This window comes from Achromobacter mucicolens (assembly GCF_029866465.1).
Classification (GTDB): Bacteria; Pseudomonadota; Gammaproteobacteria; order Burkholderiales; family Burkholderiaceae_B; genus Achromobacter; species Achromobacter mucicolens.
Genome location: NZ_CP123364.1, coordinates 5,393,714 through 5,419,457, shown reverse-complemented (window position 1 = coordinate 5,419,457; position 25,744 = coordinate 5,393,714). Strand labels below are relative to the sequence as shown.

Here is a 25,744-nt window from a genome sequence, read left to right as displayed (position 1 = left end):
TGCGTCACGCCGGACGAAACTGGTGCGTCAGCGGGGACCCGTCAATTCATGCGATAGGAATGCAGCACCGATCCGCTCTTGCCACCTTGCTCCAGCGGCGCATGCGGCACCCAGCCGTCCTGCGTCAGCACCGCGTCCAGGCGGACATCGTGCGCGGCGGGGACATATCCCGGGTCCAGCTCGCCGCAGCTCCAGGCGATGCCGATGGCGGTGAAGGGGTGGCCGCGGTCGCGCAGGGCGGCCAGGGTGCGGTCGTAATAGCCGCCGCCATAGCCCAGGCGGTCGCCGAGTTCGGTATAACCCAGCGTGGGCACCAGCACCACGTCGGGCAAGAGTTCCGGACCGGCCACGGGTTCCTGGATGCCGTAGGGGCCGGCGCGCAGTTCGGCCTCGGGCGTCCAGGGCAGAAAGGCGAGCGGCGCGTTGCGCTCGCGCACGACCGGCAGTGCCACCGTCATGCCGGCCTCGCTCCATTGCGTCAGGAGCGGGCGCAGATCGGGTTCGTCGGCCATGGGCCAGAAGGCGGCGACAGTGGTGGGTGCCGGATGGCCGGCCTGCACGGCCTGGTCGCGGGCCACATTCAGCCAGGTGAAAAGGCGTGCGCGCATGAGCAAAGCGCCCCGGCTGCGCTGGTCTTCAGGCATTTCGGTGCGCAATTTCCGCAATCGCGTGCGGTGGACTGCGGTATCCTCTGGAGTATTTTGCGTAGTCATGCGGTGGCTGTAACCGGGGGGTTGAATATGAAGGCAAACATGCTGAAGACGAACATGCGTATGCTCAGCATGCGGGTGCGTCGCGAGACAGGCGCCCGGCAGCCCCCACGGTATCAGAATTCCTCGTTGCAAGCCGCCGACGCCCGCGCCGGGCTGCGCCGCTTGCTGCCGCTGGTGGCGCTTTTCACGGCTGCCTGTGCGCCCGTCGATGCGCAGCAGCGCAGCGCCGCCGTCAATCCCCAGCCTCAGCCCGCCGTGCAGGCGGCCCAGCCGATGATCGCCGTGCCTCCCGTGGTGCTGGCAGGCCTGCCGCCGACCGCGGAAACGCCCGCGCTGGCCGCCGTGGTCGCCGCCCGCGAAGCCATGAACCGCAAGCAGTGGTCGGTGCTGGGCGCGCTGGTGCCGCAGGCCAAGGGCGACCCGCTGGGCATGTATCCGGAATACTGGCTGCTGCGCTATCAGCTCTGGACGCCGCCCGCCTCGGGCCGGCCCGTGGCGGCGCTGCAGCAGTTCATCAACAGCAATGGCGACGCCTACCTGGCCGACCGCCTGCGCGGCGACTGGCTGCTCGCCGCCGCCCGCAGCGGCGACTTCGAAACGGTGCGCAAGCTGGCGCCCGTGAAAAACAGCAACGCGCAGATCGAATGCGCCATCCTGGACGGCAAGCACATGACCGGCCAGCGCGCCACGGCCGCGCAGGCAATGGCCGTGTTCTCGCCCGGCAGCGCATGCTGGGCGCTGTACGACCAGCTCGTGGCCGACGGCATCCTGGGCTGGGAGCAACTCGAGCCGCAGCTGCGCGACGCCATCGAGGCCAACAAGACCACCGATGCGCGCAAGTTCGTGCAGTACATGTTCGAACCGCGCGACGTGAAGACCTACGACGTCATCATGAAAGACCCCATGAAGTGGCTGACGCGGCAGGACCGCATGCCCGTGGGTCGCAACGAAAAGGAACTGGTCACGATCGCGCTGGCCCGCCTGGCGCGCTCGGACGTCAGCGTCGCCGACTCCTACCTGCGCCGCGAATGGGCCAAGTCGATGTCCAAGTCGAACCTGGCCTGGGTGCGCGGCCAGTACGCGCTGACCGCCGCGCTGGGCCTGGACAGCCGGGCGAACGATTGGTACCGCGAGGCGGGCCATATCCGCATGACCGAATACAACGCCGCCTGGAAGGTGCGCGCCGCGTTGCGCCAGCCGAAAATCGACTGGAAGTGGGTCATCGAATCCATCGACGAAATGCCGCCTTCGCAACAGGCCGAGACGGTCTGGGTGTACTGGAAGGCCCGCGGCCAGGCCGCGACGGGCAACAAGGACAAGGCGCAGGCCGCCTACGCCAGCATCGCCGACCGCTTTGATTTCTACGGCCAGCTGGCCGCGGAAGAGCTGGGCCGCCGCATCAATGTGCCGCCGCGTCCCGCGCCCATCAGCGACCGCGAGATCGCCGAGGCCCGCGCCAATCCGGGCCTGCAACGCGCCGTGCTGCTGTTCCGCCTGGGCTGGCGCGCCGAAGCCGTGCCCGAATGGAACTTCACGCTGCGCGGCATGAGCGACCGCCAGCTGTTGGCCGCCGCCGAGCTGGCCCGCGCCGAGAACATCTACGACCGCGTGGTCAACACGTCGGACCGCACCGAAAAGGAATTCGACTTCAGCCAGCGCTTCATCGCGCCGTTCGAGGGCCGCGTCACCGCGAAGGCCAACGCCATCGCGCTGGATCCGGCCTGGGTGTACGGGCTGATCCGCCAGGAATCGCGCTTCATCATGGATGCGCGCTCGCACGTGGGCGCCTCGGGGCTGATGCAGCTCATGCCCGCCACGGCCAAGTGGGTGGCCGGCAAGATCGGCATGAGCGACTTCACGCCGGCCAGCGTCAACGATTTCGACACCAATACCGTACTGGGCACGAACTACCTGAACATCGTGCTGCGCGATTTGAATGGTTCGCAGATGCTGGCCAGCGCCGGTTACAACGCGGGCCCGGGCCGGCCGCGCAATTGGCGTTCGACGTTCACGCATCCCGTCGAAGGCGCCATCTTTGCCGAGACCATCCCGTTCACCGAAACCCGCATCTACGTCAAGAACGTGATGTCCAACGCCACGTATTACGCGGCCATGTTCACCGGCCAGCCGCAATCGCTGAAGGAGCGCCTGGGCAACGTCGTGCCGGCAGGCACCGAAACCGCCGCCGCGCCATGACGCGCGATCCGGCGACCGAAGGCCTGCGCGCCTATATCGTTGGCGGCGCGGTGCGAGATGCGCTGCTCGGCCTGCCGCACGGCGATCACGATTGGGTCGTGGTGGGCGCCACGCCCGAAGACATGACCGGCCGCGGCTTCATCCCCGTCGGCGGCGATTTCCCCGTCTTCCTGCACCCCCGCACCAAAGAGGAATACGCCCTGGCGCGCACCGAACGCAAGTCGGGGCGCGGCTACAAGGGCTTCACCTTCTACACGGGCGCGGACGTCACGCTGGAGGACGACCTGCGCCGGCGCGACCTGACGGTAAATGCCATTGCCCAGGACGAAGACGGCCGGCTCGTGGACCCGCTGGGCGGCGCGGAGGACCTGCGCGCCCGGATCTTTCGTCATGTGGGCGATGCGTTCGAAGAGGATCCCGTACGCATCCTGCGCCTCGCCCGCTTTGCCGCGCGCTTTGGCGATTTCAGCATTGCGCCGGAAACGATGGCGCTGTGCCGCCGCATGGTCGAGGCCGGCGAGGCCGATGCGCTGGTGGCCGAACGCGTCTGGAAGGAGTTGTCGCGCGGCCTGATGGCGCAGGCGCCTTCGCGCATGCTGGGGGTGCTGAACGAATCCGGCGCGCTGGCGCGCGTGATGCCCGAATTGCAGGGCGTGGACGAAGTGGCTGCGCAGTTGGATCGCGCCGCGGGGCAGGGCTTGCCGCTGGCAAGCCGCTACGCGCTGATGTGCCGCTTGACGCCGCAGCGCGAAGCGCTGGGACGGCGGATGCGCGTGCCCACGGAATGCAACGACTACGCGCGACTCTTGCCTGAAGTCCTCGACGCATTGGGTGCGCAGGATGGCATGCCGGATGGCCCGGACAGGGCCGATGCGCAGTTGGCGCTGATGGAGCGCGCCGATGCCTTGCGCAAGCCGGAACGCTTTTTTGAACTGTTGGATGCCGCGGCCGTGTTGCGCGCGGTGGACCTTCCCGCGTGGCAATCGCGGGTGGCGGCGGTGCGCGGCGTGGACGCGGGCGCCATCGCCAAGGCTTGCGCGGGCGAGCCGGCGCGCATCAAGGACAGCGTGCGCCAGGCGCGCCTGGCGCGTCTGGCCGACTTGCAGGCCGTCTGATCCGGCTTGCGCGCTACAGCTTGCCCAGCCGGTCGCCGCGCGAGAACCCGCTCAACGGCGCCGTCATGCCGCGGCCGACGGCCAGCACCTTGAACAACTCGCCCATCTCCGCCTCCGATAGCAGCTTCTGCACCGGTGCCACCGCCTGCGCGTAGGCCTGCGCATCGGACGGATCCAGTCCGGCCAGCAGGTCCATGAGGCCCGCGTTCATCAGGAAGCGCGCCTGCGAGGTGTAACCCAGCACCTGCATTCCCGCCGCCAGCGCGGCGTCCGCCATCGCGGTGAAATCCACGTGCGCCGTGATGTCCTGCAGGCCCGGCGCGGTGAACGGGTCGCCGTGCGCGTGGTGCCGCAGGTGGCACATCAGCGTGCCGCCCGCGCGCTGCGGGTGGTAGTACTCGCCGCGCGGAAAGCCATAGTCCACCAGCAGCGCCGCGCCGCGTTCCAGCCAGCTGCCCATTGCCGCGATCCACGCCTCGCCCTGCAGATTGATTTCCGACACGTAGCCCGGCAGCGCCGGCATGCGCGCCGCGACCGCGGCCGCGAGGGTGGCCGGGGCGGGGCGATCTTCCCAGGTGAAACCGCCGTCGGCATCCACCGCCACGCCGCGTTCCAGCACCTGGCCGGCGTCGCTCCAGACAAAAAGGGAAACCGGCATCGCGTCCAGCACTTCGTTGGCCAGCACGCATCCGGAAAACGCGTGGGGCAGGGCGTCCAGCCATTGCACCCGGTCGCCGAAGGGCGCCAGCCGTTCGGCCTGGCGCGCGCGCAGGTCCGCCGACACTTCCAGAATCAGATAGCGCGTGTCGGACAGCCCCAACGCGTCCAGTTCGCGCAGCACGCCTTCGGCGAGCGCGCCGGTGCCGGCCCCGAATTCCAGCACGGCGCGCGTGTCCGTCTGACGCAGCACCTCGGCCGCCTGGCGCGCCAGCGTGCGCGAGAACAGCGGCGTGAGCTGCGGCGCGGTCACGAAGTCGCCGGCGGGCGTCTTGCCGCCGTCGTCGGCATCGGCCAGCTTGACGTTGCCCGCCGCGTAATAGCCCAATCCCGGCGCGTACAGGGCCTCGGCCATCCAGTGATCGAACGGCAGCCAGCCGCCGCTCGCCGCGATGGCGGCGCGCAGGTGGGCGGCCGTGGCGTCGCTGTGTTCGCGTGCGGCGGGGGACAGGGGCGGAAGATTGGCGGGGGCGGGGCGTTGCATGAGCGGATGGTACCGGGGCAAACCGGCATTTTCCCAAAAAAAAGCCCCGCAGCATGGCCGCGGGGCTTTTTTCGGATCAGTGACCCGTCCTGGAATTGGTTGACACCTTTTCGAGAGAAAAAAGGAGAGTCAATTGGAATCAAGGATCAAGCGAACCCAGCGGGACTACAGTCTGGCTTTTAAACTGTCGGTGGTCGAGCAGGTGGAAAAAGGCGAGCTGACGTACAAAGAGGCTCAGCGCCGCTATGGAATCCAAGGCCGGTCGACAGTGCTGGTGTGGCTGCGCAAACATGGCCGCCCGGGCTGGAGCGGCTGGAGCCTGCCGACGGTCAGAGGAGTGGACATGGATCGTCAAGGCAAAGTGCTTACCCCCGAGCAGCGGATCAAGGAACTGGAGATTCAGCTCAAGGAAGCCCGCGAGAAGGCGCAGTTGTTTGAGGCCGTGGTCAATGTGTTGGAGAAGGATTACGGGGTACGCGTCGTAAAAAAGCCTTTGGGCAAGTCCTCACGCAAAAGCTCGTCCAAGGGCTGAGCGTGGCAAGGGCTTGCCGTTACATGGGCCATAGCCGCCAGGCGTATTACAAGAGCAGGCACAGAGAGCGCGAGCGCCAGCAGCAGGCATGCCAAGTAGTATCGATGGTCACCGCGCTGCGGGTACGTCAACCGACGTTGGGTACGCGCAAGCTGCATCACATGCTGGGCCAGCCGCTACGCGAGGCGGGGATCAAGGCCGGGCGCGATGCGCTGTTCGACATTCTGCGCAGCGCCCGGATGCTGGTGCGGCCACGCCGGGCGTATCACAAGACCACCGACAGCCATCACCGCTTCCGACGCCACCCGAACCTGCTCAAGGAAGGCGAAGGCCAAGTGGTGCCGACGGGGCCCGAGCAGGTCTGGGTAGCCGATATCACCTACCTGCCGACCGCCCAACGGTGCACCTACTTAAGCCTGGTGACCGACGCCTACTCGCGCAAGATCGTGGGCTACCACGTGGCAGAGAATCTGCAGACCGAAGGGGTGCGCCGCGCACTGGAGATGGCGTTGCGCTCGCGGCGCTCGAGCCAACCGCTGGTGCACCACTCGGATCGAGGCATCCAGTACTGCTCAACGTACTACCAGCGCCTGCACGCGCGGCACGGCATCCGTTGCTCGATGACTGACGGCTACGACTGCTACCAGAATGCCTTGGCTGAGCGGGTCAACGGCATCCTGAAGGGAGAGCTATTGCTCCACAAGCCCGCCGATCTGGCCCAAGCCCGGCTCATGGTCAAGCAGTCCGTCGAAATCTACAACACCGAGCGTCCGCACCTGTCCCTACAATGCAAAACACCCGATGAAGTTCACCGGGTGTTCAGTCCGTAGCCTGCTACGGATACCGTGCCGTAGGTGTCAACCTATGGCAGGACGGGTCACAGACGGACAGATTAGCCGCGGCGATCGGTCGACTTGGTGAAACGCTTGGCGGGACCGCCGGGGCGCTTGTCGAACGAGGGCTTGCCACGGAAGCCGCCTTCGGGACGGTCGCCGCCACGGAAGCCGCCTTCGCGCTGGGGACGGTCACCGAAGCTGGGACGGTCGCCAAAGCTGGGGCGCGCGTCGCGATCGCCACCGCGGAAACCGCCTTCACGAGGGCCGCGCTCGCTGAACGGACGGGCGTCGCGCTGGGGACGGTCGCCGTAGCTGGGGCGGTCGCCAAAGCTGGGACGCGAATCGCGGTCGCCGCCACGGAAGCCGCCTTCACGCTGGGGACGGTCGCCGAAGGGGCGATTGCCCTGGTAGCCGCCTTCGCGCTGCGGACGATCGCCGAAGCTGGGACGGTCGCCAAACGAACGCTGCGGGCGGTCGCCGAACGGACGGTCTTCAAAGGAACGGTTGCCCTGGTAGCCGCCGTCGCGCGGCTTGAACTCGCCACGCGGGCCGCCGAAGGAACGGCCTTCACGCGGGGCGCCGTCGCGGGCGCCGGCAAAGCCGCCCGACCCATGACGCGAACCGCCGAAGCCGCCGGGACGCTTGCCGAAAGGCTTGCCAAAGGGCTTGCCACCGCCGCCACCGGTGGACGGACGCGGGGTGCGCTTGGGTTCCAGACCGGCGATCACTTCAGGCGTGATCGACTGGCCGATGTAGTGCTCGATGCGGCGGACCTTGTGGCGCTCGGAATGCGTGGCCAGCGTGAACGCCAGGCCGCTGCGGCCGGCGCGGCCCGTACGGCCGATGCGGTGCACGTAGTCTTCAGCCTGCATCGGCAGGTCGAAGTTGACGGCGTGGCTGATGCCTTGCACGTCGATGCCGCGGGCGGCCACGTCGGTGGCCACCAGGATGCGCAGCTGGCCGCGTTGCAGTTGCGACAGCGTGCGGGTGCGCTGGCGCTGGTTCATGTCGCCGTGCAGGGCGGCGGCGGCAAAGCCCTGGTCGGCCAGGCGGTCGGCCAGGTCGTCCGCGCCGCGCTTGGTCGACGTGAAGACGATGGCCTGATCCAGCGAGGCGTCGCGCAGCACGTGGTCCAGCAGCTGCATCTTGTGGCTGGCGTCGTCCGCGTACAGCAGGCTTTGCGTGATGTTGGTGTGCTTTTCCTTGGCGCCGGCGATCTCGATGCGCTGCGGCTCGCGCATCATGCGCGCGGCCAGCTTGGCAACGGTGCCGTCCAGGGTGGCCGAGAACAGCAGCGTCTGGCGCTCTTGCGGCAGGCGCTCGATGATGGTCTCGATATCTTCGATGAAGCCCATGTCCAGCATGCGGTCGGCTTCATCCAGCACCAGGGTGTGCACGGTGTTGAGCTTGACGCGGCCCGATTGCAGGTGATCGATCAGGCGGCCGGGGGTGGCGACCAGCACGTCGACGCGGCGCGACAGCGCCTTCAGTTGCGCGCCGTAAGGCATGCCGCCCACGACGGTCGCGGTGCGCAGGTCGGCCAGCTTGCGGCCGTAGGTGGCGGTGGCGTCCGTGACTTGCAGGGCCAGTTCGCGGGTCGGGGTCAGCACCAGCACTTGCACGCCGACGCCCTTGTTGGCGGGCATCTGGGCAATGCGATGCAGGGCGGGCAGCATGAAGGCCGCGGTCTTGCCGCTGCCGGTCTGCGAGGACACCATCAGGTCGTGGCCGGCCAGCGCTTGCGGAATGGCGGCGGCTTGAACGGTGGTGGGGGTGGTGAAGCCAGCTTCTTGAACGGCCGACAACAGGGCGGGCGCGAGACCCAGGGTTTCGAAAGACATTACTTTCCCTTGCCGCAATCAATGCGACGCAGTGCTTGGTCGGGCCAGGGGATTAGGCGGCCGGATCCAGGCGACGGTTGATGGAGCATCGTGCCGACCGGATCAACCATGCGCGTGGCGCGTTCTCTTGTACTGATGGAACGCAGGGCGAAAGGAAAGGGGTCAGGAATCGATGATAGTTCGGCATGAGGCCGGGGGTTGGTTTCCCGGCGGACTGCAAAAAATTCCGCTAAATCAAGGCGGTAAATGCCGAACTCGTTTTGTGCAGTGCGGCGATCATAACCTGAATTCACCCTGCAAGGGAATTATTTTTTTGTCCAGCCCCCAATCAATAGGGTTTTTCCCTTGGTTTTCCAGCCACGCGTTGGTGGCCCGGAAATGACCGCAGCCCAGGAACGGCACCGGGGGGCGCCGGGCGGACAGCGGGGAGGGGTGGTTGGACATCAGCACCAGATGGCCGCTGTCGGGCGGCAGCAACAGCCGCTTGGCCTGAGCGTGGGCGCCCCACAGCATGAACACCTTGGGCGACGGATCGCGCGCGACGAGCTTGATGAGGGCATCGGTCACCGTTTCCCAGCCGCGCTTGGCGTGCGACGCGGGCTGGCCGTCTTCCACGGTGAGCGCCGTGTTCAACAGCAGCACGCCCTGCTCGGCCCAGGCGGTGAGGTCATTGCCGGCCGGAACGCCCACATCCGGATAGTCGCGCGCAATCTCGTTGAAGATGTTGCGCAGGCTGGGGGGGCGCTTGCAGTCGTCCGGCACCGAGAACGCCAGCCCCTGCGCCTGGCCGGGGCCGTGGTAGGGGTCCTGGCCCAGGATCACGACCCGTACGTCCGAGGGCGCCAGGCCTTGCAAGGCGCGAAAGGGCGTGGCGGGATACACCACGGCGCCCTGCGCCAGGCGCGCTTCCACATGGCTGGTCGCGGCGGCGAGGGCTGCGGCCACGGCGGGGTCGGCGGACAGGGCGGCCTGCCAGGCGGCAGGCAGTTGCCCGGCCTGCGTGGCCAGGGCGTTGGGTGTAAGGCGGTTGTCGGTCGGCATGGGCGCGATTTTGGCATATCCGCCTGGTCAGCCCGACCGGCGCCGCCCGCCCGTTCAGACCGGCCAGCCGGCCTGCCGGTGCGCCGAGTCCCAGAACATCCATTCCAGTTGGGCGGCGTGCGTATAGGCCTGGTGCATCGCTTCGACGGTCTGCGGCGAGGCGGTTTGGGCCGCCCGATCCACGGTGGCGATCACCGCGCGGACCAGCGCGTGGAAGTCATCGCCGGCGTAGGTGTCGATCCAGGCGGCGTACGGATTGGGCCGAACGGCGCGCGCGTGGATGTCGCGCCCGATCTCCGCGTAGATCCAGAAGCAGGGGAGCAGGGCAGCCAGGGCGACCGGATAGGGTGCGCTCCAGGCGGTGGCGATGAGGAAGCTGGTGTAGTGATGGCTCGCCGGCGTCAGCGGCGTGGCCTCGAACGTGGCCGCGTCGATGCCGAACTGTTGCATGAAACCGGCATGCAGGCTGCGTTCGGCCACGACGGCGCCCTTGGCGGCTTCGGCAAACTGCACGACGCCGTCTGCGTCGTCGGCCTTGGCGGCGGCAATGGCCAGCGCGCGTCCAAACGCGACCAGATAGTGCGCGTCCTGGATCATGTAGTGCTTGAACGCATCCTCGGCAAGCTGGCCGCTGGCCAGTTCGCGGTTGAACGGCATGTCGCGCGTCTTTTCATAGAGCGCGGCGTTGCGGGTCCAGGCGTCGGAGCTGAAAGACATGGAATTCCTCTTAGGCGTCGCCTCGCGCGCGCGTGGATGCGCGGCGCCGGCGGGGCATAAGCGTACCAAGACAGCGGGGGGAGATTCAGGCCGCGCGCTTGCGGTGATGGCGGGCGAATTCCAGGAGCGCGTCGCGCAGCACCACGGCCTGATTGTGTTCGGTGTTGCGCGCACCGTACAGCAGGGTCAGGGGGCGATCGCCCGCGGCCTCCAGCAAGGCCGCCATGCGCGCTTGCTGCTCGGGCGTGGCCAGTTCGGCCAGGTACTTGGCGCGGAATGCGTCCCAGCGTTCCTCGACGTGGCTGAACCATTTGCACAGTTCAGCGCTGGGGGCGATGTCGCGGGCCCATTCGTCCAGGCCGAGGTCCGCGCGGCGCAGGCCGCGAGGCCACATGCGGTCGACGAGGGCAAGGTAATGCCCTTGCGGACCGGTGCCTTCGTAAACGCGCTGCACGATGATGCGGGACGATTTCATGCCGGCTCCTGCGACGTGGGTGCGGACAGTCTACTTCACGGGCCGAGCGGCCAAGGCCACGCGCGCGGTCAGTTTGCACGTCGTTGAGCCGCTACGGCAAGAACCTGAACGGTAACTGAATGTATATAACCTGCGTCTTTCTTCCCTGAAATCGAGGTCTATTGCCACGGAAGTCACGTCATCTGCGGGCTGTGTCCCCGCCTCGAGACAGAGAGGCTTGTCGGGCTGCGGCGTTGTGGTTTACATTCGCTTAAATTCTATGTAACAACTCCGTTGGAGGCCGACCCAGTCGGCCTTTTTTTGAACCCACGCCCAACAGTCGTGGCTTGGCCAGGCTGCCTGGCGCCCCTTGCCGTCATGCCGCCACGCCATCATCCCGTCCTCCTTGCCTTGCCTGGCACCGCCGACACCCTTTGCCGGCATCGGCAGGCCCCTGCGCAACCCCCCTGCAGCAGCCCGCTGCTCCGCCCATGCTGAATTCCGACGATCTTCCCGCTAGCCACGCCGGGACGGGCGGCTCCTTGCGCATCCTGCATACGGAAGCCGCCACGGCCTTCGGCGGCCAGGAATTCTGTATCTATAAGGAGATGGTCGCCATGCGCGAGCGCGGCCATCACCTGGAAGCGGTCTGCCAGCCGCACGCCGAACTGACGCAGCGGCTTCGCGACGCCGGGTTCACCGTGCACACCGTGAACATGGACGGCGCCGTCAATTTCGTGCGCAGCGTGGCGTTCGTGCGGCGCGTGGCGGCGCGCGGCCGCTTCGACGTGGTCAACACGCACAGCCGCTGCGACACGGTGCGCGCGGCAATGGGCGCGCGCCTTGCCCGCACCCCGCTCATCGTGCGCACCCGCCACCTGGCCAAGCCGATCAACTCGTTGTACGCCTACACGTGGCTGGCCCACCGCGTCATCGCCGTGAGCCGGCACGTGCAACGCCAATTGCTGGATGGCGGCGCGCCGCCCGAGGCCGTCGCCACCATCCATTCGCCGATTGTGTTGCCCGAAGGCGACGGCAAGGGCAGCCTGCGGCAGGAACTCGGCCTGCCGGCCGATGCGCTGGTCGTGGGCTGTGTGGCCGTCATGCGCACGGAAAAGGGCCATGCCGACCTGATCGACGCTTTCCAGCGGGTGCTGGCCGCGTTTCCGCAAGCCCATCTGGTGCTGGCCGGAGACGGCATGCCGGTGTTCGAGCGCCTGAAGGGACAGGTTCAGGCGCTGGGCCTGGCGTCCCGCGTGCACTTTCTGGGCCGGCGGCATGACATCGGCAACGTGCTGCAGGCGTTTGACGTGTTCGCCTTGCCGACCCATCGCGAAGCCTTCGGCACGGCATTTGTCGAAGCTGCCGCCATGGGCGTGCCCGTGATTGGCACGGACGTGGGGGGCGTTCCCGAAACCATGCAGGCGGGCGTGACCGGCCTGCTCGTGCCGCCGCGCGATCCCGCTGCATTGGCCGCCGCGCTGGAAAGCCTGCTCGCCGACCCCGAACGCCGCCGCCGCATGGGCGAGGCGGGCCGGGAGCTCATTCGGGGGCAGGGGCTTTTCAGCGTCGACCGCGCGGCGCAGTTGGTCGAAGCGGCCTACGCACGCTGGCTGGGAGAACGGCGGGGGCGGGCCCCCGCGGCGCCCAGCGGCTCGATGCCGTAGAACGGTTGGTGCGGTAGAAAGCCAGTGCGGTAAAACGGTCAGTGCGCGGGACCGCTCAATGCCACAGCAGCGCGTTCATCGCTTCGACCAGACGGTCGCGGTAGCGCGGCAGCAGGGCCGACACCGCTTCTTGCCGGCGCTTCCAGGAATCGGGCTCGGCGCCCGGCGCGATGCGCGGCGCCGCCCAGATCGGATCCGGAAAATGCCGGTCGCCGCGCCAGCGCGGGATCACGTGCCAATGCAGATGCGGCACCATGTTGCCGAGCGATGCCAGGTTGACCTTGTCGGGCGTCAGGATCGCCTGCTGCGTCTCCTCGACCACATACACCGCCCGCATGAGCAGGTCGCGCCCGTGCGTGGACAGGCTGGTCATCTCGGCCAGGTGAGCGTTCCAGATCACCCGCGTAAACCCCGGATAGTCGGGGTCCTCGACCTCGATGATGCGCAGGTGCGGTCCCCGCCACAAGAGCGTGCCGCCGTCTTCCTGGCACAGCGGACAGTTGGGATCGCGCGCGCTCAAGCCATCACCTTGCGGTACTGAATGAAGCCGGACCGGTCGGCAATGCGGTCGTAGAGCTGCATGGCGGTCGCGTTGGTTTCGTGCGTCAGCCAGTAGACGCGGGCGCAATTGGCCGCGGCGGCTTCGGCGTAGACGTGTTCGATCAGCTTGCGCCCGGCGCCCGTGCCGCGCGCCTCCTGGTCCACATACAGATCCTGCAAATAGCAGTAATCGCCCGCGGTCCAGGTGGAGCGGTGGAAGATCCAGTGCACCAAGCCCACCGCGCGGCCGCTTTCGTAGGCTAGCGCCGCGTGCATGGGCTCGGCCGGATCCAGAAAGCGCGCCCACGTGTTGCGCGTGACGGCGTCGTCGATGTTGACGCGGTAGAAGTCCTGGTAGCCCTTCCACAGCGGCAGCCATGCGTCGAAGTCAGCGGCAACGATGGGACGGATATCTGCGGTACTCATGGGGCGGAGCCTCCTGGCGGAATTCAGAGTTGGTTTTCCATGGCTTCGACGATATGCCGCAGCACTTGCAGCCGAGCGTAACGCTTGTCGTTGGCCGACACCAGATGCCAGGGCGCGTGGGGCACGTCGGTCCGCATCATCATCTCGTTGGCCGCCGCCGAGTACTCGGGCCATTTTTCGCGGTTGCGCCAGTCCTCGGGCGTGATCTTGAAATTCTTGAACGGCGATTTTTCGCGTTCGCGAAAGCGGGCAAGCTGTTCGTCGGGCGTGACCGCCAGCCAGAACTTGAGCACCAGCGCGCCGCTGGCCGCCAGCTGTTCTTCGAAGTCGTTGATCTCTGCGTAGGCCCGGCGCCACTTGGCGGGGGGAATCAACTTCTCGACTCGCTCGACTAGCACGCGGCCATACCAGGAGCGGTCGAAGATCGCGATCCGGCCATGGCGCGGAATGCGGCGCCAGAACCGCCACAGGTAAGGACGGGCCAATTCTTCGGAGCTGGGCGCGGACACGGGCGTGATGTCGAATTGCCGGGCGTCCAGCGCGTGCGTGACGCGGCGGATGGCGCCGCCCTTGCCGGCCGCATCCTGACCTTCAAACACCAGGATCAGCGAGCGATCCTTGAACTTGTCGGAGCGGGCGGCGAGCGCCAGCCGGCCTTGCAGCAGGCCGAGTTCGGATTCGTAGTCTTCCTTCTCGACCTTGGCGTCATAGTCCAGCTTGCCCAGGCGGTCGACGATGCGCGTCGTGCTGGAATGCGCCACGAAGGCGGGCGGCAGGCGCGGCACGCCGCGCCGGCGCAGCGCCGTCAGCACCGCCTCGGCCGTGCGCGCGGTGCGCATGTTCTCGTCGGCGCTGGGGATCACCACCCAGGGCGCGTGACCGCAGTCCGTGTGATTGAGCACGACGTGCGCGCCCGACCGGATGCGGTCGAAACGCTTGTTCACCTTCATGTCGACCGGGCTGACCTGCCACGCGGTCTCGGGACTGGCGAGCAGGCGCTGCGCCCGTTCCTTTTGCGCCTTGGCCGACAGGTGGAACCATAGCTTGACGATCTGCACGCCTTCCGAGGCCAGCATCGTTTCAAAGCGCATGATGGCGGCGGCATGGGCCTCGATGGCGTCTGCATTGGGCTTTTTGCGCACGGCTTCGATGACCAGCGGCGTGTACCAGGAGCCGAACACGATGCCGGTGCTGCCCTTGGGCGGCAGATCGCGCCAATAGCGCCACAACGGCGGGCGATCCAGTTCGTCGCCCTCGCGTGGCCCATAGGCCAGCGTGCGGATGTGGCGCGGATCCATCCATTCGTTGAGCAGGTTGATCGTGGCGCCCTTGCCGGCCCCGTCGATGCCCGCCACGACGACCAGAAGCGTCTTGTCGGCCTGGCGCAGGCGTTCGTACTGCGCATTCAGCAGTCCGACCCGCAGCCGCGTTTCCAGCGCCTTGAATTCATCTTTGGAGAGGGTAGGGTCTGCTTCGGCTTCGGCGAACATGGATGCGTCGGATCGGGTGGCTGCGATCGGGCGATCTTGCGGGATATGGCCGTGCGGCGCAAGTGCGCCGCGGCCAGGTGTCAAAGCGCGTTGACGGGAATCTTCAGATACCGCACGCCGTTGTCCTCGGCCGGCGGGAAATGTCCCGCGCGGATGTTCACCTGGATGGCGGGCAGGATCAGTGTGGGCATCGATAGTGTCGCGTCCCGCCGGGTGCGCATGGCGACGAATTCATCTTCGGTGATGCCATCGCGCACGTGGATGTTGCCGCGGCGCTGGTCGGCCACGGTGGTCTGCCAGGCGGCGTCGCGGCCCTCGGGCGGATAGTCGTGACACATGAAGAGGCGCGTGTCGTCGGGCAGGCTCAAGAGGCGCCGGATCGACTGGTACAGCAGGTGCGCATCGCCGCCCGGGAAATCGCAGCGCGCCGTGCCGACATCGGGCATGAACAGCGTGTCGCCCACAAACGCTGCATCGCCGATCAGGTAGGCCATGTCGGCTGGCGTGTGTCCCGGCACGTGCACCGCCGTGGCGGTCAGCGCGCCAATCTGAAAGGTCTCGCCGTCGGCGAACAGATGGCCGAACTGCGATCCATCGAGCTGAAAGGCCGGCTCCAGGTTCAGGATCTTCTTGAACACGCCCTGCACGCTGCGGATGCTTTGGCCGATGGCGATGACGCCGCCCAGCTGCCGTTGCAGATAAGGCGCGGCGGACAGGTGATCGGCGTGGGCATGGGTTTCCAGCAGCCAGACCGTCCGCAACCCCCGCGCGCGGACATAGTCGGCCACACGGTCCGCATTGGCGGTGCTGGTGCGGCCCGACTTGGGGTCGAAGTCCAGCACCGAATCGATGATGGCGCAGGCGCCGCCGGGCCCTGCCTCGTGAACGACATAGGTGATGGTCGAGGTGACGGGATCAAAGAAGGCCTGGATGTGCGGATTCATGGGGGCTCGGGAATGGAGGGCGGGCACGTCGGAACAGTTTACGTAAAAAAATAATATTTGCGAATAGTTTATTCAGAAATATAATGACGACGCTGTTGCCTCGTTTTTCCTCCACTGTCAGCGCCCCGCCATGAATGCCCCGCTTACCGAATGTGAAGTCTCCTCCCTGCGTGAATCGGCCTCCCAGGCCTGCACGCTGCTCAAGGCCCTGGCCAACGAAGACCGCTTGCTCCTCTTGTGCCAGCTCGTCCACCACGAACGCAACGTCGGCGAGCTGGAATCGCTGACCGGCATCCGCCAGCCCACGCTCTCGCAGCAGCTTGGCGTGCTGCGCGACGAAGGCCTCGTCGTCACGCGGCGCGAAGGCAAGTACGTCTACTACCAGATGGCCAGTTTCGAGGTCAGCCAGGTGATGAAAACCCTGTCCAGCCTGTACTGCGGACGCGCACTGGAGTCGCTCAAATGAACGTGGACTGGTCTGCCTTTACGCCCCTTGCCGGCACGGCGGGGGGGCTCCTTATCGGCGCCGGCGCGGTCTTGCTGATGCTGGGCGCCGGGCGCATTGCCGGCATCAGCGGCATCGTGGGTGGTCTTTTCACCCCGACCCGAGGCGACGGTTGGCGCGTCGCCTTCCTGCTGGGACTGTGCGCCGCGCCATGGGTCTACCGGCTGTTCGCCACCCTGCCGTCCATCACCGTCGATGCCAGCACGCCCCGGCTGATCGTGGCCGGCCTGCTCGTCGGTATCGGCACGCGATACGGGTCCGGCTGCACCAGCGGCCACGGCGTCTGCGGTCTGTCCCGCGGATCTCGCCGTTCGTTCGTCGCGACGGCAATCTTCATGGCGGCCGGATTCGTGACGGTCTACGTGTTGCGCCACGCGGTGGGAGGCTGACATGGCTGCGATCTACGCTTTTGCCGCCGGGCTCGTCTTCGGATTCGGCCTGTTGGTGTCGGGACTTGCCGACCCCGCGCGCGTGTTGGGATTTCTGGACCTGGCAGGCTTGTGGAATCCCACCCTGGCGTTCGTGATGGGCGGCGCGGTCGTCGTGGCCAGCATCGGATTTGCGCGCTTGCGTCGCCGCCGCGCCAGCCTGTCGGGCGAACCCATGCGCTGGCCGCAGGCCACGCAGCTGGACTGGCGTCTGGCCGGCGGCAGCCTGGCGTTTGGCGTGGGCTGGGGCGTGGCGGGATTCTGTCCCGGACCCGCCGTCGTCGCCGCGGCGGCCGGCATCGGCGAGGCCGGCATTTTTGTGGTCGCCATGCTTGCGGGGATGGCGATCCACGCCATCATCGAACGCGCCCGGCGCGGCGGGGCCTGACCCGGCGTCCGCCGCCTTACTCGTACGTGCGGATGTCGTCGATCACCTTGCCGTCGTTCGGCAGGCCGCCTGCGTCCACCCATTGCACATCGGCGCGCAGCTTGGTCACGTCGCGCGCCGAATCGGCGATGCGCTTGGCCAGGTCATCGTTCTGCTCGCGCGACTCCACCTTGAGCACCATGCGGTCCGAGCCCGTGCTGCCGCTGATGACCAGCCGCGCCCGCAGGATTTCCGGATGCCGCCGGACCACGTCGGCCACCTGCGAGGGGTGCACGAACATGCCGCGCACCTTGGTCGTCTGGTCGGCGCGCCCCATCCAGCCCTTGATGCGGGTGTTGGTGCGCCCGCACGGCGAAACGCCGGGCATCACCGCCGACAGGTCGCCGGTGCCGAACCGCACCAGCGGGTAATCCGGGTTCAGCGTGGTCACCACGACCTCGCCGACTTCGCCGTCGCGCACGGGCTCGCCGGTGCCCGGACGCACGATTTCGACGATGATGTCCTCGCCCACCACCAGCCCCTCGCGGGCAGGCGTCTCGAAAGCGATCATGCCCAGGTCGGCGCTGCCGTACGCCTGGTAGCCATCGATGCCGCGCGCCGCCAGCCAGTCGCGCAGCGAGGGTGGGAAGGCCTCTCCGGAAACCAGCGCGCGGCGCAGCGAATCGAGCTTCACGCCCAGTTCATCGGACTTTTCCAGGATGATCTTCAGGAAGCTGGGCGTGCCGGTGTAGCCGCTGGGCGACAGGTCCTGGATCGCGCGCACCTGCTGTTCGGTCTGCCCGGTGCCGCCGGGGAATACGGTGCAACCCACCGCATGGGCAGCCGTCTCCATCATCGAGCCGGCCGGCGTGAAGTGATAGGAAAAGCAGTTGTAGGCCAGTTCGCCGGCGCGAAAGCCCGCCGCGTACAGGGCGCGCGCAAAGCGCCAGTAATCCGATCGCGCGCTTTCCGGTTCGTAGATCGGGCCCGGCGAGGCAAACACCCGCATCGCTTCGCCCCAGCCGATCGCGGAAAAGCCGCCGAAGGCCTTGGCGGGCCCAGTGGGTCGGGCGGCGTCATCGCGGCTGTGCTGCTGGCGTTCAAGCAATTCGTGCTTGCGCAGCACCGGCAGCCGGGCCAGCGCCTCGCGCGAGGTGACCGTGGCCGGGTCCACGCCGCGCAATTGCTCGGCGATGGCCGGCGCGCGCGCGATGGCCCGCGCAATCGCCCCAGGCAGGGCCGCCATCAGATCGCGCTCGCGTTGCTCGGGCGCTCGGGTTTCGAGGTCATCGAAAAACTCGGACATGGAATCGCACCTTCTCGTGTGCCGGTTGGCGGCGCCGTTGCCGGCGCCATGCGGCAAGCGCTGGCTTGCCCGCGTCGGAAATCAGGCCAGCCAGCGTTTGCGGCGGCGGTAGAACTTGTTGTCCCGGAAACTCTTGCGCTCTCCGCTGGAGATGCCCAGGTAGAACTCCTTGACGTCCTCGTTCTGCGCCAGGTCGGATGCGGCGCCGTCCATCATCACGCGACCGTTCTCCAGGATGTAGCCGTAATCGGCGTAGCGCAGGGCGATGTTGGTGTTCTGCTCGGCCAACAGGAAACTCACGCGCTCGCGCTGGTTCAGGTCGCGCACGATCTCGAAGATTTCTTCGACGATCTGCGGCGCAAGACCCATCGACGGTTCATCCAGCAGGATCATGTTCGGGTTGGCCATCAGCGCGCGGCCGATCGCGGTCATCTGCTGCTCGCCGCCCGAGGTGTATCCGGACTGGCTGGTGCGCCGCTGCTTCAAGCGCGGGAAATACTGGTAGACCCGTTCAAGCGCGGCGGCGGTGTCGCCGCGGCTCATGCTGCGCGTATAGGCGCCGGTCAGCAGGTTTTCCTCGATGGTGAGGTGGGCGAAGCAGTGCCGGCCTTCCATCACCTGCACGACGCCGCGCTTGACCAGCTCGGCCGGCGTCAGCTTTTCGATGCGCTGGCCGCGGTACTGGATGTGGCCCTTGGTGACGTCGCCGCGCTCGCCCTTGAGCAGATTGGAGATCGCGCGCAGCGTGGTGGTCTTGCCCGCGCCGTTCGCGCCCAGCAGCGCCACGATCCTGCCTTCGGGCACCTGCAGGGACACGCCCTTGAGCACCAGGATCACGTGGTTGTAGATCACCTCGATGCCGTTCACATCGAGCAGCACCGGCGGGGCGCCTGCGGCGGCAATATTGGCGTCGTTCATAAACATTCCTGCAGCGTGGCGGCGGCCGGCCGGAAAGCCGGCCGCCGGGTCATATCAACATGCGTTGCGCACCCGCGGCGTGGCCGCCGCGGGCGCTCCAGGGGCATCACTCACACTTGCGGGGCGTAATGTTCTTTTCCTTGGCGTACTTGGCCGCCGATTCCTTGACCATCGGGTCCAGGATCGTCTTGTCGGCCTGATACCAGTCGGAAACGACCTTGAACTTGGAACCGTCCCACTGCACGATGCGAGCCCAGTCGTCGCCCTTGTGGTTGGCGCACGAAGTCTTGACCGGACGCATGATCTGGCCAAAGCCCAGCTTGTCGAGCTTTTCCTGCGTCAGGTCGAGGTTCTCGAAGCCCCAGCGCACCTGCTCCGGCGTCAGCGCCTTGCCCTTGCCGTACTTCTCCTGCGCGGCGCGGATCGCTTCGACCTGCAGCATCGAGATCATCATGCCGCGCGTGTGGGCGATGGTGCCCAACGTGGTCTTGCCGGTCTTGTCCGCGCCTTGGCCCTTGTCGTAGACGTACTTCTTCAGATCGTCGTAGACCTTGTCGCTGTCGGCGCCGCTGTTGTGGATGGTGATGGCGTTGTAGCCCTTGGCGACATCGCCCAGGTCCTTGACGTCGCCTTCCGAGCCGGCCCACCAGATCGCGTACATCTTGTCGCGCGGATAGCCGCTGGCCTGTGCTTCGCGGATGGCGGTGGGCGTCATGATGCCCGCGCTCCACAGCAACACGTAGTTCGGGCGTGCCTGGCGGATCTGCAGCCAGGTGGACTTCTGCTCCACGCCCGGCGCCGTCACCGGGTACAGCAGCAGTTCAAAGCCTTCCTTGGCCGCGCGCTTTTGCAGCAGCGGGATCGGCTCCTTGCCGTACGGCGAGTCGTGATAGACCAGGGCGATCTTCTTGCCCTTGAGCTTGTCCATGCCGCCTTCTTTCTTGGCGATGTCCTGGATCATCACGTCGGCGGCGGTCCAGTACGTGCCCAAGAGCGGGAAGTTCCACTCGAACACGCTGCCATCCACCGATTGCGACAGGCCGTAGCCCATCGTTTCCACGGGCACCTTGTCGACGATGGCCTTGTCGCTGACCGCGAAGGTGATGCCGGTGGACTGGGTGTCGAAGCCCGATGCGCCGGTGCCCTTGCCCTTCAGGCGCTCGTAGCATTCCACGCCGCGGTCCGTGGCGTAGGCGGTTTCGCATTCTTCGTACGTGATCTTGACGCCGTTCACGCCGCCATCGCGCTCGTTCACGAGCTTCAGGTAATCCAGCTTGCCATCGGCCCAGGGAATGCCCAGCGGCGCGAACGATCCCGTGCGATACACCAGCAACGGAACGAACTGCTCTTCGGCCGCCATTGCCGGCGTGGCCACGGCGCCTGCGGCGCCGGCTGCGGCCATCAAGGCTGCCGCCAACTTCAGGTTAAGACGCTTCATCTCCATTTACCTCCTGCGTGGTGTTTGGGTCGTTCAACCCTGTGACACCGGGATTGGCCCGGTCTTGAGCCGGGTATTCGGGGCGGGGGTCCAGCGCGGTTGTGCTGCGATGGACCCACGGAAATCAAAACGAAACACGATCAGTGCGGGAACGGCCAGATCCTCAACTTCTCCTTGCCGATGTTCCACAGCCGCGCCAGGCCGTGCGGCTCGGCGATCAGGAAGAACACGATCAGCGCGCCGAACACCATGTGCTCGATGTGGGCGGCGGTGTCCACCGACAGCGGCAGGCCAAGCATGTGCGGAATGTTGGACAGCGCCACGGGCACCAGCACGATGAACGCGGCGCCAAAGAAGCTGCCGATGATCGAACCCAGCCCGCCGATGATGACCATGAACAGCAGCTGGAACGAGCGGCCCAGGTCGAACGCCAGCGGCTCCCACGAACCCAGGTGGATGTAGCCCCACAAGGCGCCGGCCACGCCGACGATGAACGAACTGACCGCAAACGCCGTCAGCTTGGCGTACATGGGCCGGATGCCGATGACGGAAGCGGCGACGTCCATGTCGCGAATCGCCATCCATTGGCGGCCGATGGCGCCGCGCACCAGGTTCTTGGCCAGCAGGCTGAAGATGACGACCAGGATCAGCACGAACAGATACTTCTCCATGGCGCTCTGCACCGGCAGCCCGAAGGCCGTGAGCGGCGGCACCGACACGCTGCCCGAGGACGAATAGTTGGTGAAGAAGGGGATGCGCAGGAAGGCCCAGTCCACGAAGAACTGCGCGGCCAGTGTCGCCACCGCGAGGTACAGGCCACGGATGCGCAGGCTGGGGATGCCGAAGATCACGCCGACAAGGGTGGCAAAGCAGCCCCCCAACAGAATCTGCACCACCAGCGGCATGCCGGGAAAGCGCACGCCGAAGTTCCACGCCGCATACGCGCCCACCGCCATGAAGGCGCCTGTTCCCAGCGAGATCTGGCCGCAGTAGCCGACCAGGATGTTCAGGCCCACGGCGGCCAGCGCCAGGATCAGGAACGGAATCAGGATGGCGCGCAGCAGATAGTCGCTGGCCATCGCCGGCACGGCGATGAACGCCACCGCCATCAGCAGCCAGATGAAGACGCGATCCTGGCGGATCGGGAAGATCTGCTGGTCAGCGCGATAGCTGGTCTTGAATTGGCCGTTTTCGCGATAGAACATGTTTTATCCTCGGTGACGCAGGCTTAGACGCGGTCGATGATCTTCTCGCCGAACAGCCCTTGCGGACGGAACAGCAGGAACACCAGCGCCAGCACATAGGCGAACCAGATTTCGATGCCGCCGCCCACCAGCGACCCCAGATACACCTCGGACAGCTTTTCCCCCACCCCGATGATGAGCCCGCCCAGAATGGCGCCCGGCACCGACGTCAAACCGCCCAGGATCACCACCGGCAACGCGCGCAGCGCGGCGGTGGACAACGTGAACTGCACGCCGAACTTCGATCCCCAGATGATCCCGGCCACCAGCGCCACCAGACCCGCCACGCTCCACACGATCACCCAGATGCGGTTCAGCGGAATGCCGATCGACTGCGCAGCCTGATGGTCGTCGGCCACGGCGCGCAGCGCACGGCCCGTCGAGGTGTACTGGAAGAAGAGCGCCAGCGCCGCCACCAGCAGCGCCGCAATGACCGCGGCGGTCAGGTCCTCCAGGTTGATGAGCAGCCCCCCCTCGAACACCGAGTCCAGGATCAACAGCGGATCCTTGGGCATGCCGACATTGATGGAATACACCGAGCTGCCGAACGTGATCTGGCCCAGTCCGTCCAGGAAATAGCTGATGCCCAGCGTGGCCATCAGGAGCGTGGTGGCTTCCTGGTTGACCAGATGGCGCAGCACGAAGCGTTCGATCGCCACGGCCAGCAGGAACATCACGATCGCGCTGACAATGAACGCCAGCACGTTGGCCAGGATCATGTTGTCAAAGCCCAGCCAGCGCGGCAGCCATTCCGAAAAGCGCGCCATCGACAGCGCCGCCACCAGCACCATCGCGCCCTGCGCGAAGTTGAAGACGCCGGACGCCTTGAAGATCAGCACGAAGCCCAGGCCGATCAGCGCGTACAGCATGCCGCTCATCAGGCCGCCGAATAAGGTCTCTAGAAAAAATCCCATGTCTTTCCGCCTTGGGTTGTCCGGCTTAGTGCGACACGCCGAGATAGGCGCGAATGACGTCTTCATTTGCCCGAACTTCATCGGGCTTGCCGTCGCCGATCTTCTTGCCGTAGTCCAGCACGACCACGCGGTCCGAGATGTCCATGACCACGCCCATGTCGTGTTCGATCAGCACGATGGTCGTGCCAAACTCATCGTTCACATCCAGGATGAAGCGGCTCATGTCCTGCTTTTCCTCGATGTTCATCCCGGCCATCGGCTCGTCCAGCAGCAACAGGCGCGGCTCCATCGCCAGCGCGCGGCCCAGGTCGACGCGCTTTTGCAGGCCATAGGGCAGGCGGCCGACCGGCGTCTTGCGGTAGGCCTGGATTTCCAGGAAGTCGATGATGTTCTCGACGAACTCGCGATGCTGGATCTCTTCGCGCTCGGCAGGCCCCAGGCGGAACGCCTGCGCCAGCAGGCCGCTCTTCATGCGCAGGTTGCGGCCCGTCATGATGTTGTCTAGCACGCTCATGCCCTTGAACAGCGCCAGGTTCTGGAACGTGCGCGCGATGCCCATCTCGGCGGCGCGGCGCGGGTTCATGCGCGAGAACCGCTGGTTGCGGAATTCAATGCCGCCTTGCTGCGGCGTGTACACGCCGTTGATGACGTTGAGCATGGAGCTCTTGCCCGCGCCGTTGGGCCCGATGATGGCGCGGATCTCGTGCTCGCGCACGTTGAAGGAAATATCGGTCAGCGCCTTGACGCCGCCGAAGGACAAGGAGATGTTCTGCATGTCCAGCATGACATCGCCGATACGCTGGTCGCGGTCGTTATGGCTCATGATCTCTACGCGGCTCGGGCGGTGATGGCGGGAAACGTCTTGACCGGGCAGATCCGCAGATCCGCCGAAATCTTGCCGGTGCGTCCGTCTTCGAATTTCACTTCAGTCTCGATGAACTGCGACTGCTTGCCGCCAAAGAGCGCATCGATCAGCACGCCATACTTCTGCGCGATGAAGGCGCGGCGCACCTTGCGCGTGCGGGTCAGCTCGTCGTCATCGGGGTCCAGTTCCTTGTGCAGGATCAGGAAGCGGCTGATCTGCGAGGCCGCCAGCTTGGGATCGGTCGCCAGGTCCGCATTGACCTGCTCCACGCATTCGGCAATGAGCTGATAGACCTCGTCCTTGCCCGCCAGGTCCGTGTAGCCGGCGTAGGCCAGGCCGCGGCGCTCGGCCCAGTTGCCCACGGCTTCCAGGTCGATGTTGATGAACGCGCACACATCCTCGCGGTTCGCGCCAAACGCCACCGCTTCCTTGATGTGCTGGAAGAACTTGAGCTTGTTCTCGATGTACTTGGGCGCGAAGAGGCTGCCGTTGGCCAGCTTGCCCACGTCCTTGGCGCGATCGATGATCTTGAGCTGTCCGTCGGTGTCCAGGTAACCGGCATCGCCCGTGTGGAACCAGCCATCGGCGCTGCGCGCCTCGGCCGTGGCGTCCGGATTGCGGTAGTACTCCTTGAACAGGCCCGGGCTCTTGACCAGGATCTCGCCGTTGTCGGCCACGCGGATTTCCACGCCGGCCACGGGCGGTCCGACGGTGTCGTCGCGCACCTGCCCGTCGGGCTGCACGCAGACGAAAACCGAGGTCTCGGTGGACCCGTACAACTGCTTCAGGTTGATGCCGATGGAGCGGTAGAACACAAAGAGGTCGGGCCCGATGGCCTCGCCCGCCGTGTAGGCCACGCGCACGCGGCTCATGCCCAGCGCGTTGCGCAGCGGGCCGTAGATCAGCACGTTGCCCAGTGCATAGCGCATGCGGTCCCAGGCGTTCACGGACTCGCCGTCCAGAATCTTGGTGCCGACGCGGCGCGCCAGCTTCATGCAGGAGCCAAACAGCTTGCGCTTGAGATATCCCGCGTCTTCCATGCGGATCATCACGTGCGTCAGCAGCCCTTCCAGCACGCGCGGCGGCGCAAAGTAATAGGTGGGGCCAATGTCGCGCATGTCGATCGACACGGTATCCGGCGACTCGGGATGATTCACCGTGAAGCCCGTGACCAGCAGCTGCGTGTACGAAAACATGTTCTGGCCGATCCAGGCGGGCGGCAGGTAGGCCAGCACGTCTTCCTGGTCGGTCAGCTTTTCCATGTCGGACACGGCGCGCGCGCGGTCGATGAGCGCGTGGTGCGTCAGCACGACGCCCTTGGGCTTGCCCGTCGTTCCGGATGTGTAGAACATCGCCGCGGGGTCCTGCGGCTGCACGGCGGCCACGGCGCGCGCATAGAAGTCCGGGTGCTTGGCCGCATATTCGCTTCCCAACGCTTCCAACTGCTCGTAAGACAGCAGCATGGGATCGGCGTAGTGACGCAAACCGCGCGGGTCGTCGAAGACGACGTGCTTGAGCGCGGGGCATTGCTCGCGCACCTCGATCATCTTGTCGACCTGTTCCTGGTCCTCGACGATCGCGACGCTGATCTCCGCATCCTGCAGCACGTAGACCATTTCCTGCGCGACGGCGTCCTGATAGAGCGGAACCGGAATCGCACCGAGCGACTGCGCGGCCATCATGGCCATGTACAGACGCGGGCGATTCTCTCCGATGACGGCCACGTGCATGCCGGGCTGGATGCCAAGCGATGCGAGACCCTGCGCGACGTGACGGACATGCTCCGCCACTTCGGACCAGGTCAGGGTTTGCCAGATCCCCAGGTCTTTCTCTCGTATCGCGGGCCGCGACCCACGAACGTTGGCATGCGCGAGCAGCAGCGCCGGAAAGGTGTCCGGCGCCGCCGGCATCTGTGCAGATGCGGGCGATGAATGTGCCACGTTGTCTCCTCCGGTTTGGGCGCATCGCGCGCGGTGCCTGCGTTGAAGCGGCTGCGGCGGCGTGCTTGACCAGTTGGTTTTAGATTTACGGCAGGAGTTAAGGTAT

The 25,744-nt window shown here is 66.4% G+C and carries 24 protein-coding genes; 7 read left to right on the top strand and 17 right to left on the bottom strand.

Annotation, left to right across the window (positions count from 1 at the left end; genetic code table 11):
• Positions 1-41: 41 nt before the first annotated feature.
• Entirely contained in the window at positions 42-713 is a 672-nt protein-coding gene (locus QEP15_RS24680; RefSeq protein ID WP_152382917.1) for a 5-formyltetrahydrofolate cyclo-ligase, read from the bottom strand.
• A 69-nt stretch (positions 714-782) separates the two neighbouring features.
• On the opposite strand from QEP15_RS24680, the gene QEP15_RS24675 reads away from it, so the two are divergent.
• Both QEP15_RS24675 and QEP15_RS24670 read left to right on the top strand, forming a co-directional pair.
• Positions 783-2,909: a lytic transglycosylase domain-containing protein gene (locus QEP15_RS24675; RefSeq protein WP_142055916.1), complete on the top strand. Its 2,127-nt coding sequence runs from the start codon at positions 783-785 to the stop codon at positions 2,907-2,909.
• A complete protein-coding gene (locus QEP15_RS24670) occupies positions 2,906-4,024 on the top strand; it encodes a tRNA nucleotidyltransferase/poly(A) polymerase-related protein (protein ID WP_175156939.1) in 1,119 nt (372 codons plus the stop codon). The genes QEP15_RS24675 and QEP15_RS24670 overlap by 4 nt, the downstream gene beginning before the upstream one ends.
• A gap of 13 nt (positions 4,025-4,037) precedes the next feature.
• Here QEP15_RS24670 and QEP15_RS24665 read toward each other — a convergent pair whose 3' ends face one another.
• Positions 4,038-5,225: a class I SAM-dependent methyltransferase gene (locus QEP15_RS24665; RefSeq protein ID WP_152382915.1), complete on the bottom strand. Its 1,188-nt coding sequence runs from the start codon at positions 5,223-5,225 to the stop codon at positions 4,038-4,040.
• A gap of 133 nt (positions 5,226-5,358) precedes the next feature.
• On the opposite strand from QEP15_RS24665, the gene QEP15_RS24660 reads away from it, so the two are divergent.
• A protein-coding gene (locus QEP15_RS24660) for an IS3 family transposase (RefSeq protein ID WP_217619157.1) occupies positions 5,359-6,587 on the top strand; the annotation gives its coding sequence in 2 pieces (ribosomal slippage) (positions 5,359-5,706 and positions 5,709-6,587; 1,227 coding nt in all).
• A 62-nt stretch (positions 6,588-6,649) separates the two neighbouring features.
• Here the strand turns inward: QEP15_RS24660 and QEP15_RS24655 are convergent.
• The 4 genes from QEP15_RS24655 to QEP15_RS24640 all read right to left on the bottom strand — a co-directional run bounded on the left by QEP15_RS24655 (position 6,650) and on the right by QEP15_RS24640 (position 10,667).
• The gene (locus QEP15_RS24655; protein WP_152382914.1) at positions 6,650-8,434 is read right to left on the bottom strand and encodes a DEAD/DEAH box helicase; all 1,785 of its coding nucleotides are present in this window, start codon (positions 8,432-8,434) and stop codon (positions 6,650-6,652) included.
• A gap of 276 nt (positions 8,435-8,710) precedes the next feature.
• Positions 8,711-9,475 carry a uracil-DNA glycosylase gene (locus QEP15_RS24650; protein WP_152382913.1) on the bottom strand — a complete coding sequence of 255 codons (765 nt, stop codon included), beginning with the start codon at positions 9,473-9,475 and terminating at the stop codon, positions 8,711-8,713.
• Positions 9,476-9,529: 54 nt separating this feature from the next.
• Positions 9,530-10,192, bottom strand: a complete 663-nt coding sequence (gene tenA, locus QEP15_RS24645; protein WP_142052384.1) for a thiaminase II — start codon at positions 10,190-10,192, stop codon at positions 9,530-9,532.
• 85 nt (positions 10,193-10,277) lie between these two features.
• A complete protein-coding gene (locus QEP15_RS24640) occupies positions 10,278-10,667 on the bottom strand; it encodes a DUF488 domain-containing protein (protein WP_217618408.1) in 390 nt (129 codons plus the stop codon).
• Positions 10,668-11,137: 470 nt separating this feature from the next.
• Here QEP15_RS24640 and QEP15_RS24635 point away from each other — a divergent pair, with 470 nt between their 5' ends.
• Positions 11,138-12,313 carry a glycosyltransferase gene (locus QEP15_RS24635; RefSeq protein ID WP_217618409.1) on the top strand — a complete coding sequence of 392 codons (1,176 nt, stop codon included), beginning with the start codon at positions 11,138-11,140 and terminating at the stop codon, positions 12,311-12,313.
• A 55-nt stretch (positions 12,314-12,368) separates the two neighbouring features.
• Here QEP15_RS24635 and QEP15_RS24630 read toward each other — a convergent pair whose 3' ends face one another.
• The 4 genes from QEP15_RS24630 to QEP15_RS24615 all read right to left on the bottom strand — a co-directional run bounded on the left by QEP15_RS24630 (position 12,369) and on the right by QEP15_RS24615 (position 15,713).
• Positions 12,369-12,833 (bottom strand): HIT family protein, encoded by a 465-nt coding sequence (locus tag QEP15_RS24630; RefSeq protein WP_056327353.1) that lies wholly within the window; start codon positions 12,831-12,833, stop codon positions 12,369-12,371.
• Positions 12,830-13,279: a GNAT family N-acetyltransferase gene (locus QEP15_RS24625; protein ID WP_056327355.1), complete on the bottom strand. Its 450-nt coding sequence runs from the start codon at positions 13,277-13,279 to the stop codon at positions 12,830-12,832. Before QEP15_RS24625 ends, QEP15_RS24630 begins: the two co-directional genes overlap by 4 nt.
• 23 nt (positions 13,280-13,302) lie before the next feature.
• Complete coding sequence (pap, locus tag QEP15_RS24620; protein WP_142052391.1) at positions 13,303-14,769, bottom strand: polyphosphate:AMP phosphotransferase; 1,467 nt, start codon at positions 14,767-14,769, stop codon at positions 13,303-13,305.
• Between the two features lie 80 nt (positions 14,770-14,849).
• Positions 14,850-15,713 carry an MBL fold metallo-hydrolase gene (locus QEP15_RS24615; RefSeq protein ID WP_142052394.1) on the bottom strand — a complete coding sequence of 288 codons (864 nt, stop codon included), beginning with the start codon at positions 15,711-15,713 and terminating at the stop codon, positions 14,850-14,852.
• A gap of 130 nt (positions 15,714-15,843) precedes the next feature.
• Here QEP15_RS24615 and QEP15_RS24610 point away from each other — a divergent pair, with 130 nt between their 5' ends.
• The 3 genes from QEP15_RS24610 to QEP15_RS24600 are packed head-to-tail and all read left to right on the top strand — an operon-like array spanning position 15,844 to position 17,034.
• Positions 15,844-16,179, top strand: a complete 336-nt coding sequence (locus tag QEP15_RS24610; RefSeq protein WP_056327361.1) for an ArsR/SmtB family transcription factor — start codon at positions 15,844-15,846, stop codon at positions 16,177-16,179.
• The gene (locus QEP15_RS24605) at positions 16,176-16,607 is read left to right on the top strand and encodes a YeeE/YedE family protein (protein WP_062838915.1); all 432 of its coding nucleotides are present in this window, start codon (positions 16,176-16,178) and stop codon (positions 16,605-16,607) included. The genes QEP15_RS24610 and QEP15_RS24605 overlap by 4 nt, the downstream gene beginning before the upstream one ends.
• Position 16,608: 1 nt before the next feature.
• Positions 16,609-17,034, top strand: a complete 426-nt coding sequence (locus tag QEP15_RS24600; protein WP_142052401.1) for a DUF6691 family protein — start codon at positions 16,609-16,611, stop codon at positions 17,032-17,034.
• Between the two features lie 16 nt (positions 17,035-17,050).
• Here QEP15_RS24600 and QEP15_RS24595 read toward each other — a convergent pair whose 3' ends face one another.
• From QEP15_RS24595 to QEP15_RS24565, 7 genes are all read right to left on the bottom strand, one after another.
• On the bottom strand, positions 17,051-18,319 hold the full coding sequence (locus QEP15_RS24595; protein ID WP_175156948.1) for a phenylacetate--CoA ligase family protein: 1,269 nt from the start codon (positions 18,317-18,319) through the stop codon (positions 17,051-17,053).
• Positions 18,320-18,400: 81 nt separating this feature from the next.
• Positions 18,401-19,237: an ABC transporter ATP-binding protein gene (locus QEP15_RS24590; RefSeq protein WP_175235839.1), complete on the bottom strand. Its 837-nt coding sequence runs from the start codon at positions 19,235-19,237 to the stop codon at positions 18,401-18,403.
• Positions 19,238-19,343: 106 nt separating this feature from the next.
• A complete protein-coding gene (locus tag QEP15_RS24585; RefSeq protein ID WP_081100873.1) occupies positions 19,344-20,681 on the bottom strand; it encodes an ABC transporter substrate-binding protein in 1,338 nt (445 codons plus the stop codon).
• A gap of 134 nt (positions 20,682-20,815) precedes the next feature.
• A complete protein-coding gene (locus QEP15_RS24580; protein WP_175156949.1) occupies positions 20,816-21,880 on the bottom strand; it encodes a branched-chain amino acid ABC transporter permease in 1,065 nt (354 codons plus the stop codon).
• Between the two features lie 23 nt (positions 21,881-21,903).
• Positions 21,904-22,833 carry a branched-chain amino acid ABC transporter permease gene (locus QEP15_RS24575; protein WP_056327372.1) on the bottom strand — a complete coding sequence of 310 codons (930 nt, stop codon included), beginning with the start codon at positions 22,831-22,833 and terminating at the stop codon, positions 21,904-21,906.
• Between the two features lie 25 nt (positions 22,834-22,858).
• The gene (locus QEP15_RS24570) at positions 22,859-23,656 is read right to left on the bottom strand and encodes an ABC transporter ATP-binding protein (protein ID WP_056327375.1); all 798 of its coding nucleotides are present in this window, start codon (positions 23,654-23,656) and stop codon (positions 22,859-22,861) included.
• 5 nt (positions 23,657-23,661) lie between these two features.
• Positions 23,662-25,638, bottom strand: coding sequence for an AMP-dependent synthetase/ligase (locus QEP15_RS24565; RefSeq protein WP_175156950.1), 1,977 nt, complete (start codon positions 25,636-25,638; stop codon positions 23,662-23,664).
• Between the last annotated feature and the right edge of the window lie 106 nt (positions 25,639-25,744).

Bases quoted from the DNA above. Each gene is read 5' to 3' on its own strand.
- QEP15_RS24570 (WP_056327375.1), bottom strand. From the start codon at position 23,656: ATGAGCCATAACGACCGCGACCAGCGTATCGGCGATGTCATGCTGGAC.
- QEP15_RS24575 (WP_056327372.1), bottom strand. From the start codon at position 22,833: ATGGGATTTTTTCTAGAGACCTTATTCGGCGGCCTGATGAGCGGCATG.
- tenA (WP_142052384.1), bottom strand. From the start codon at position 10,192: ATGTCTTTCAGCTCCGACGCCTGGACCCGCAACGCCGCGCTCTATGAA.
- QEP15_RS24585 (WP_081100873.1), bottom strand. From the start codon at position 20,681: ATGGAGATGAAGCGTCTTAACCTGAAGTTGGCGGCAGCCTTGATGGCC.
- QEP15_RS24580 (WP_175156949.1), bottom strand. From the start codon at position 21,880: ATGTTCTATCGCGAAAACGGCCAATTCAAGACCAGCTATCGCGCTGAC.
- QEP15_RS24640 (WP_217618408.1), bottom strand. From the start codon at position 10,667: ATGAAATCGTCCCGCATCATCGTGCAGCGCGTTTACGAAGGCACCGGT.
- QEP15_RS24650 (WP_152382913.1), bottom strand. From the start codon at position 9,475: ATGCCGACCGACAACCGCCTTACACCCAACGCCCTGGCCACGCAGGCC.
- QEP15_RS24670 (WP_175156939.1), top strand. From the start codon at position 2,906: ATGACGCGCGATCCGGCGACCGAAGGCCTGCGCGCCTATATCGTTGGC.
- QEP15_RS24635 (WP_217618409.1), top strand. From the start codon at position 11,138: ATGCTGAATTCCGACGATCTTCCCGCTAGCCACGCCGGGACGGGCGGC.
- QEP15_RS24595 (WP_175156948.1), bottom strand. From the start codon at position 18,319: ATGTCCGAGTTTTTCGATGACCTCGAAACCCGAGCGCCCGAGCAACGC.
- QEP15_RS24605 (WP_062838915.1), top strand. From the start codon at position 16,176: ATGAACGTGGACTGGTCTGCCTTTACGCCCCTTGCCGGCACGGCGGGG.
- QEP15_RS24610 (WP_056327361.1), top strand. From the start codon at position 15,844: ATGAATGCCCCGCTTACCGAATGTGAAGTCTCCTCCCTGCGTGAATCG.
- QEP15_RS24625 (WP_056327355.1), bottom strand. From the start codon at position 13,279: ATGAGTACCGCAGATATCCGTCCCATCGTTGCCGCTGACTTCGACGCA.
- QEP15_RS24655 (WP_152382914.1), bottom strand. From the start codon at position 8,434: ATGTCTTTCGAAACCCTGGGTCTCGCGCCCGCCCTGTTGTCGGCCGTT.
- QEP15_RS24600 (WP_142052401.1), top strand. From the start codon at position 16,609: ATGGCTGCGATCTACGCTTTTGCCGCCGGGCTCGTCTTCGGATTCGGC.
- QEP15_RS24590 (WP_175235839.1), bottom strand. From the start codon at position 19,237: ATGAACGACGCCAATATTGCCGCCGCAGGCGCCCCGCCGGTGCTGCTC.
- QEP15_RS24675 (WP_142055916.1), top strand. From the start codon at position 783: ATGCGGGTGCGTCGCGAGACAGGCGCCCGGCAGCCCCCACGGTATCAG.
- QEP15_RS24680 (WP_152382917.1), bottom strand. From the start codon at position 713: ATGACTACGCAAAATACTCCAGAGGATACCGCAGTCCACCGCACGCGA.
- QEP15_RS24665 (WP_152382915.1), bottom strand. From the start codon at position 5,225: ATGCAACGCCCCGCCCCCGCCAATCTTCCGCCCCTGTCCCCCGCCGCA.
- QEP15_RS24615 (WP_142052394.1), bottom strand. From the start codon at position 15,713: ATGAATCCGCACATCCAGGCCTTCTTTGATCCCGTCACCTCGACCATC.
- pap (WP_142052391.1), bottom strand. From the start codon at position 14,769: ATGTTCGCCGAAGCCGAAGCAGACCCTACCCTCTCCAAAGATGAATTC.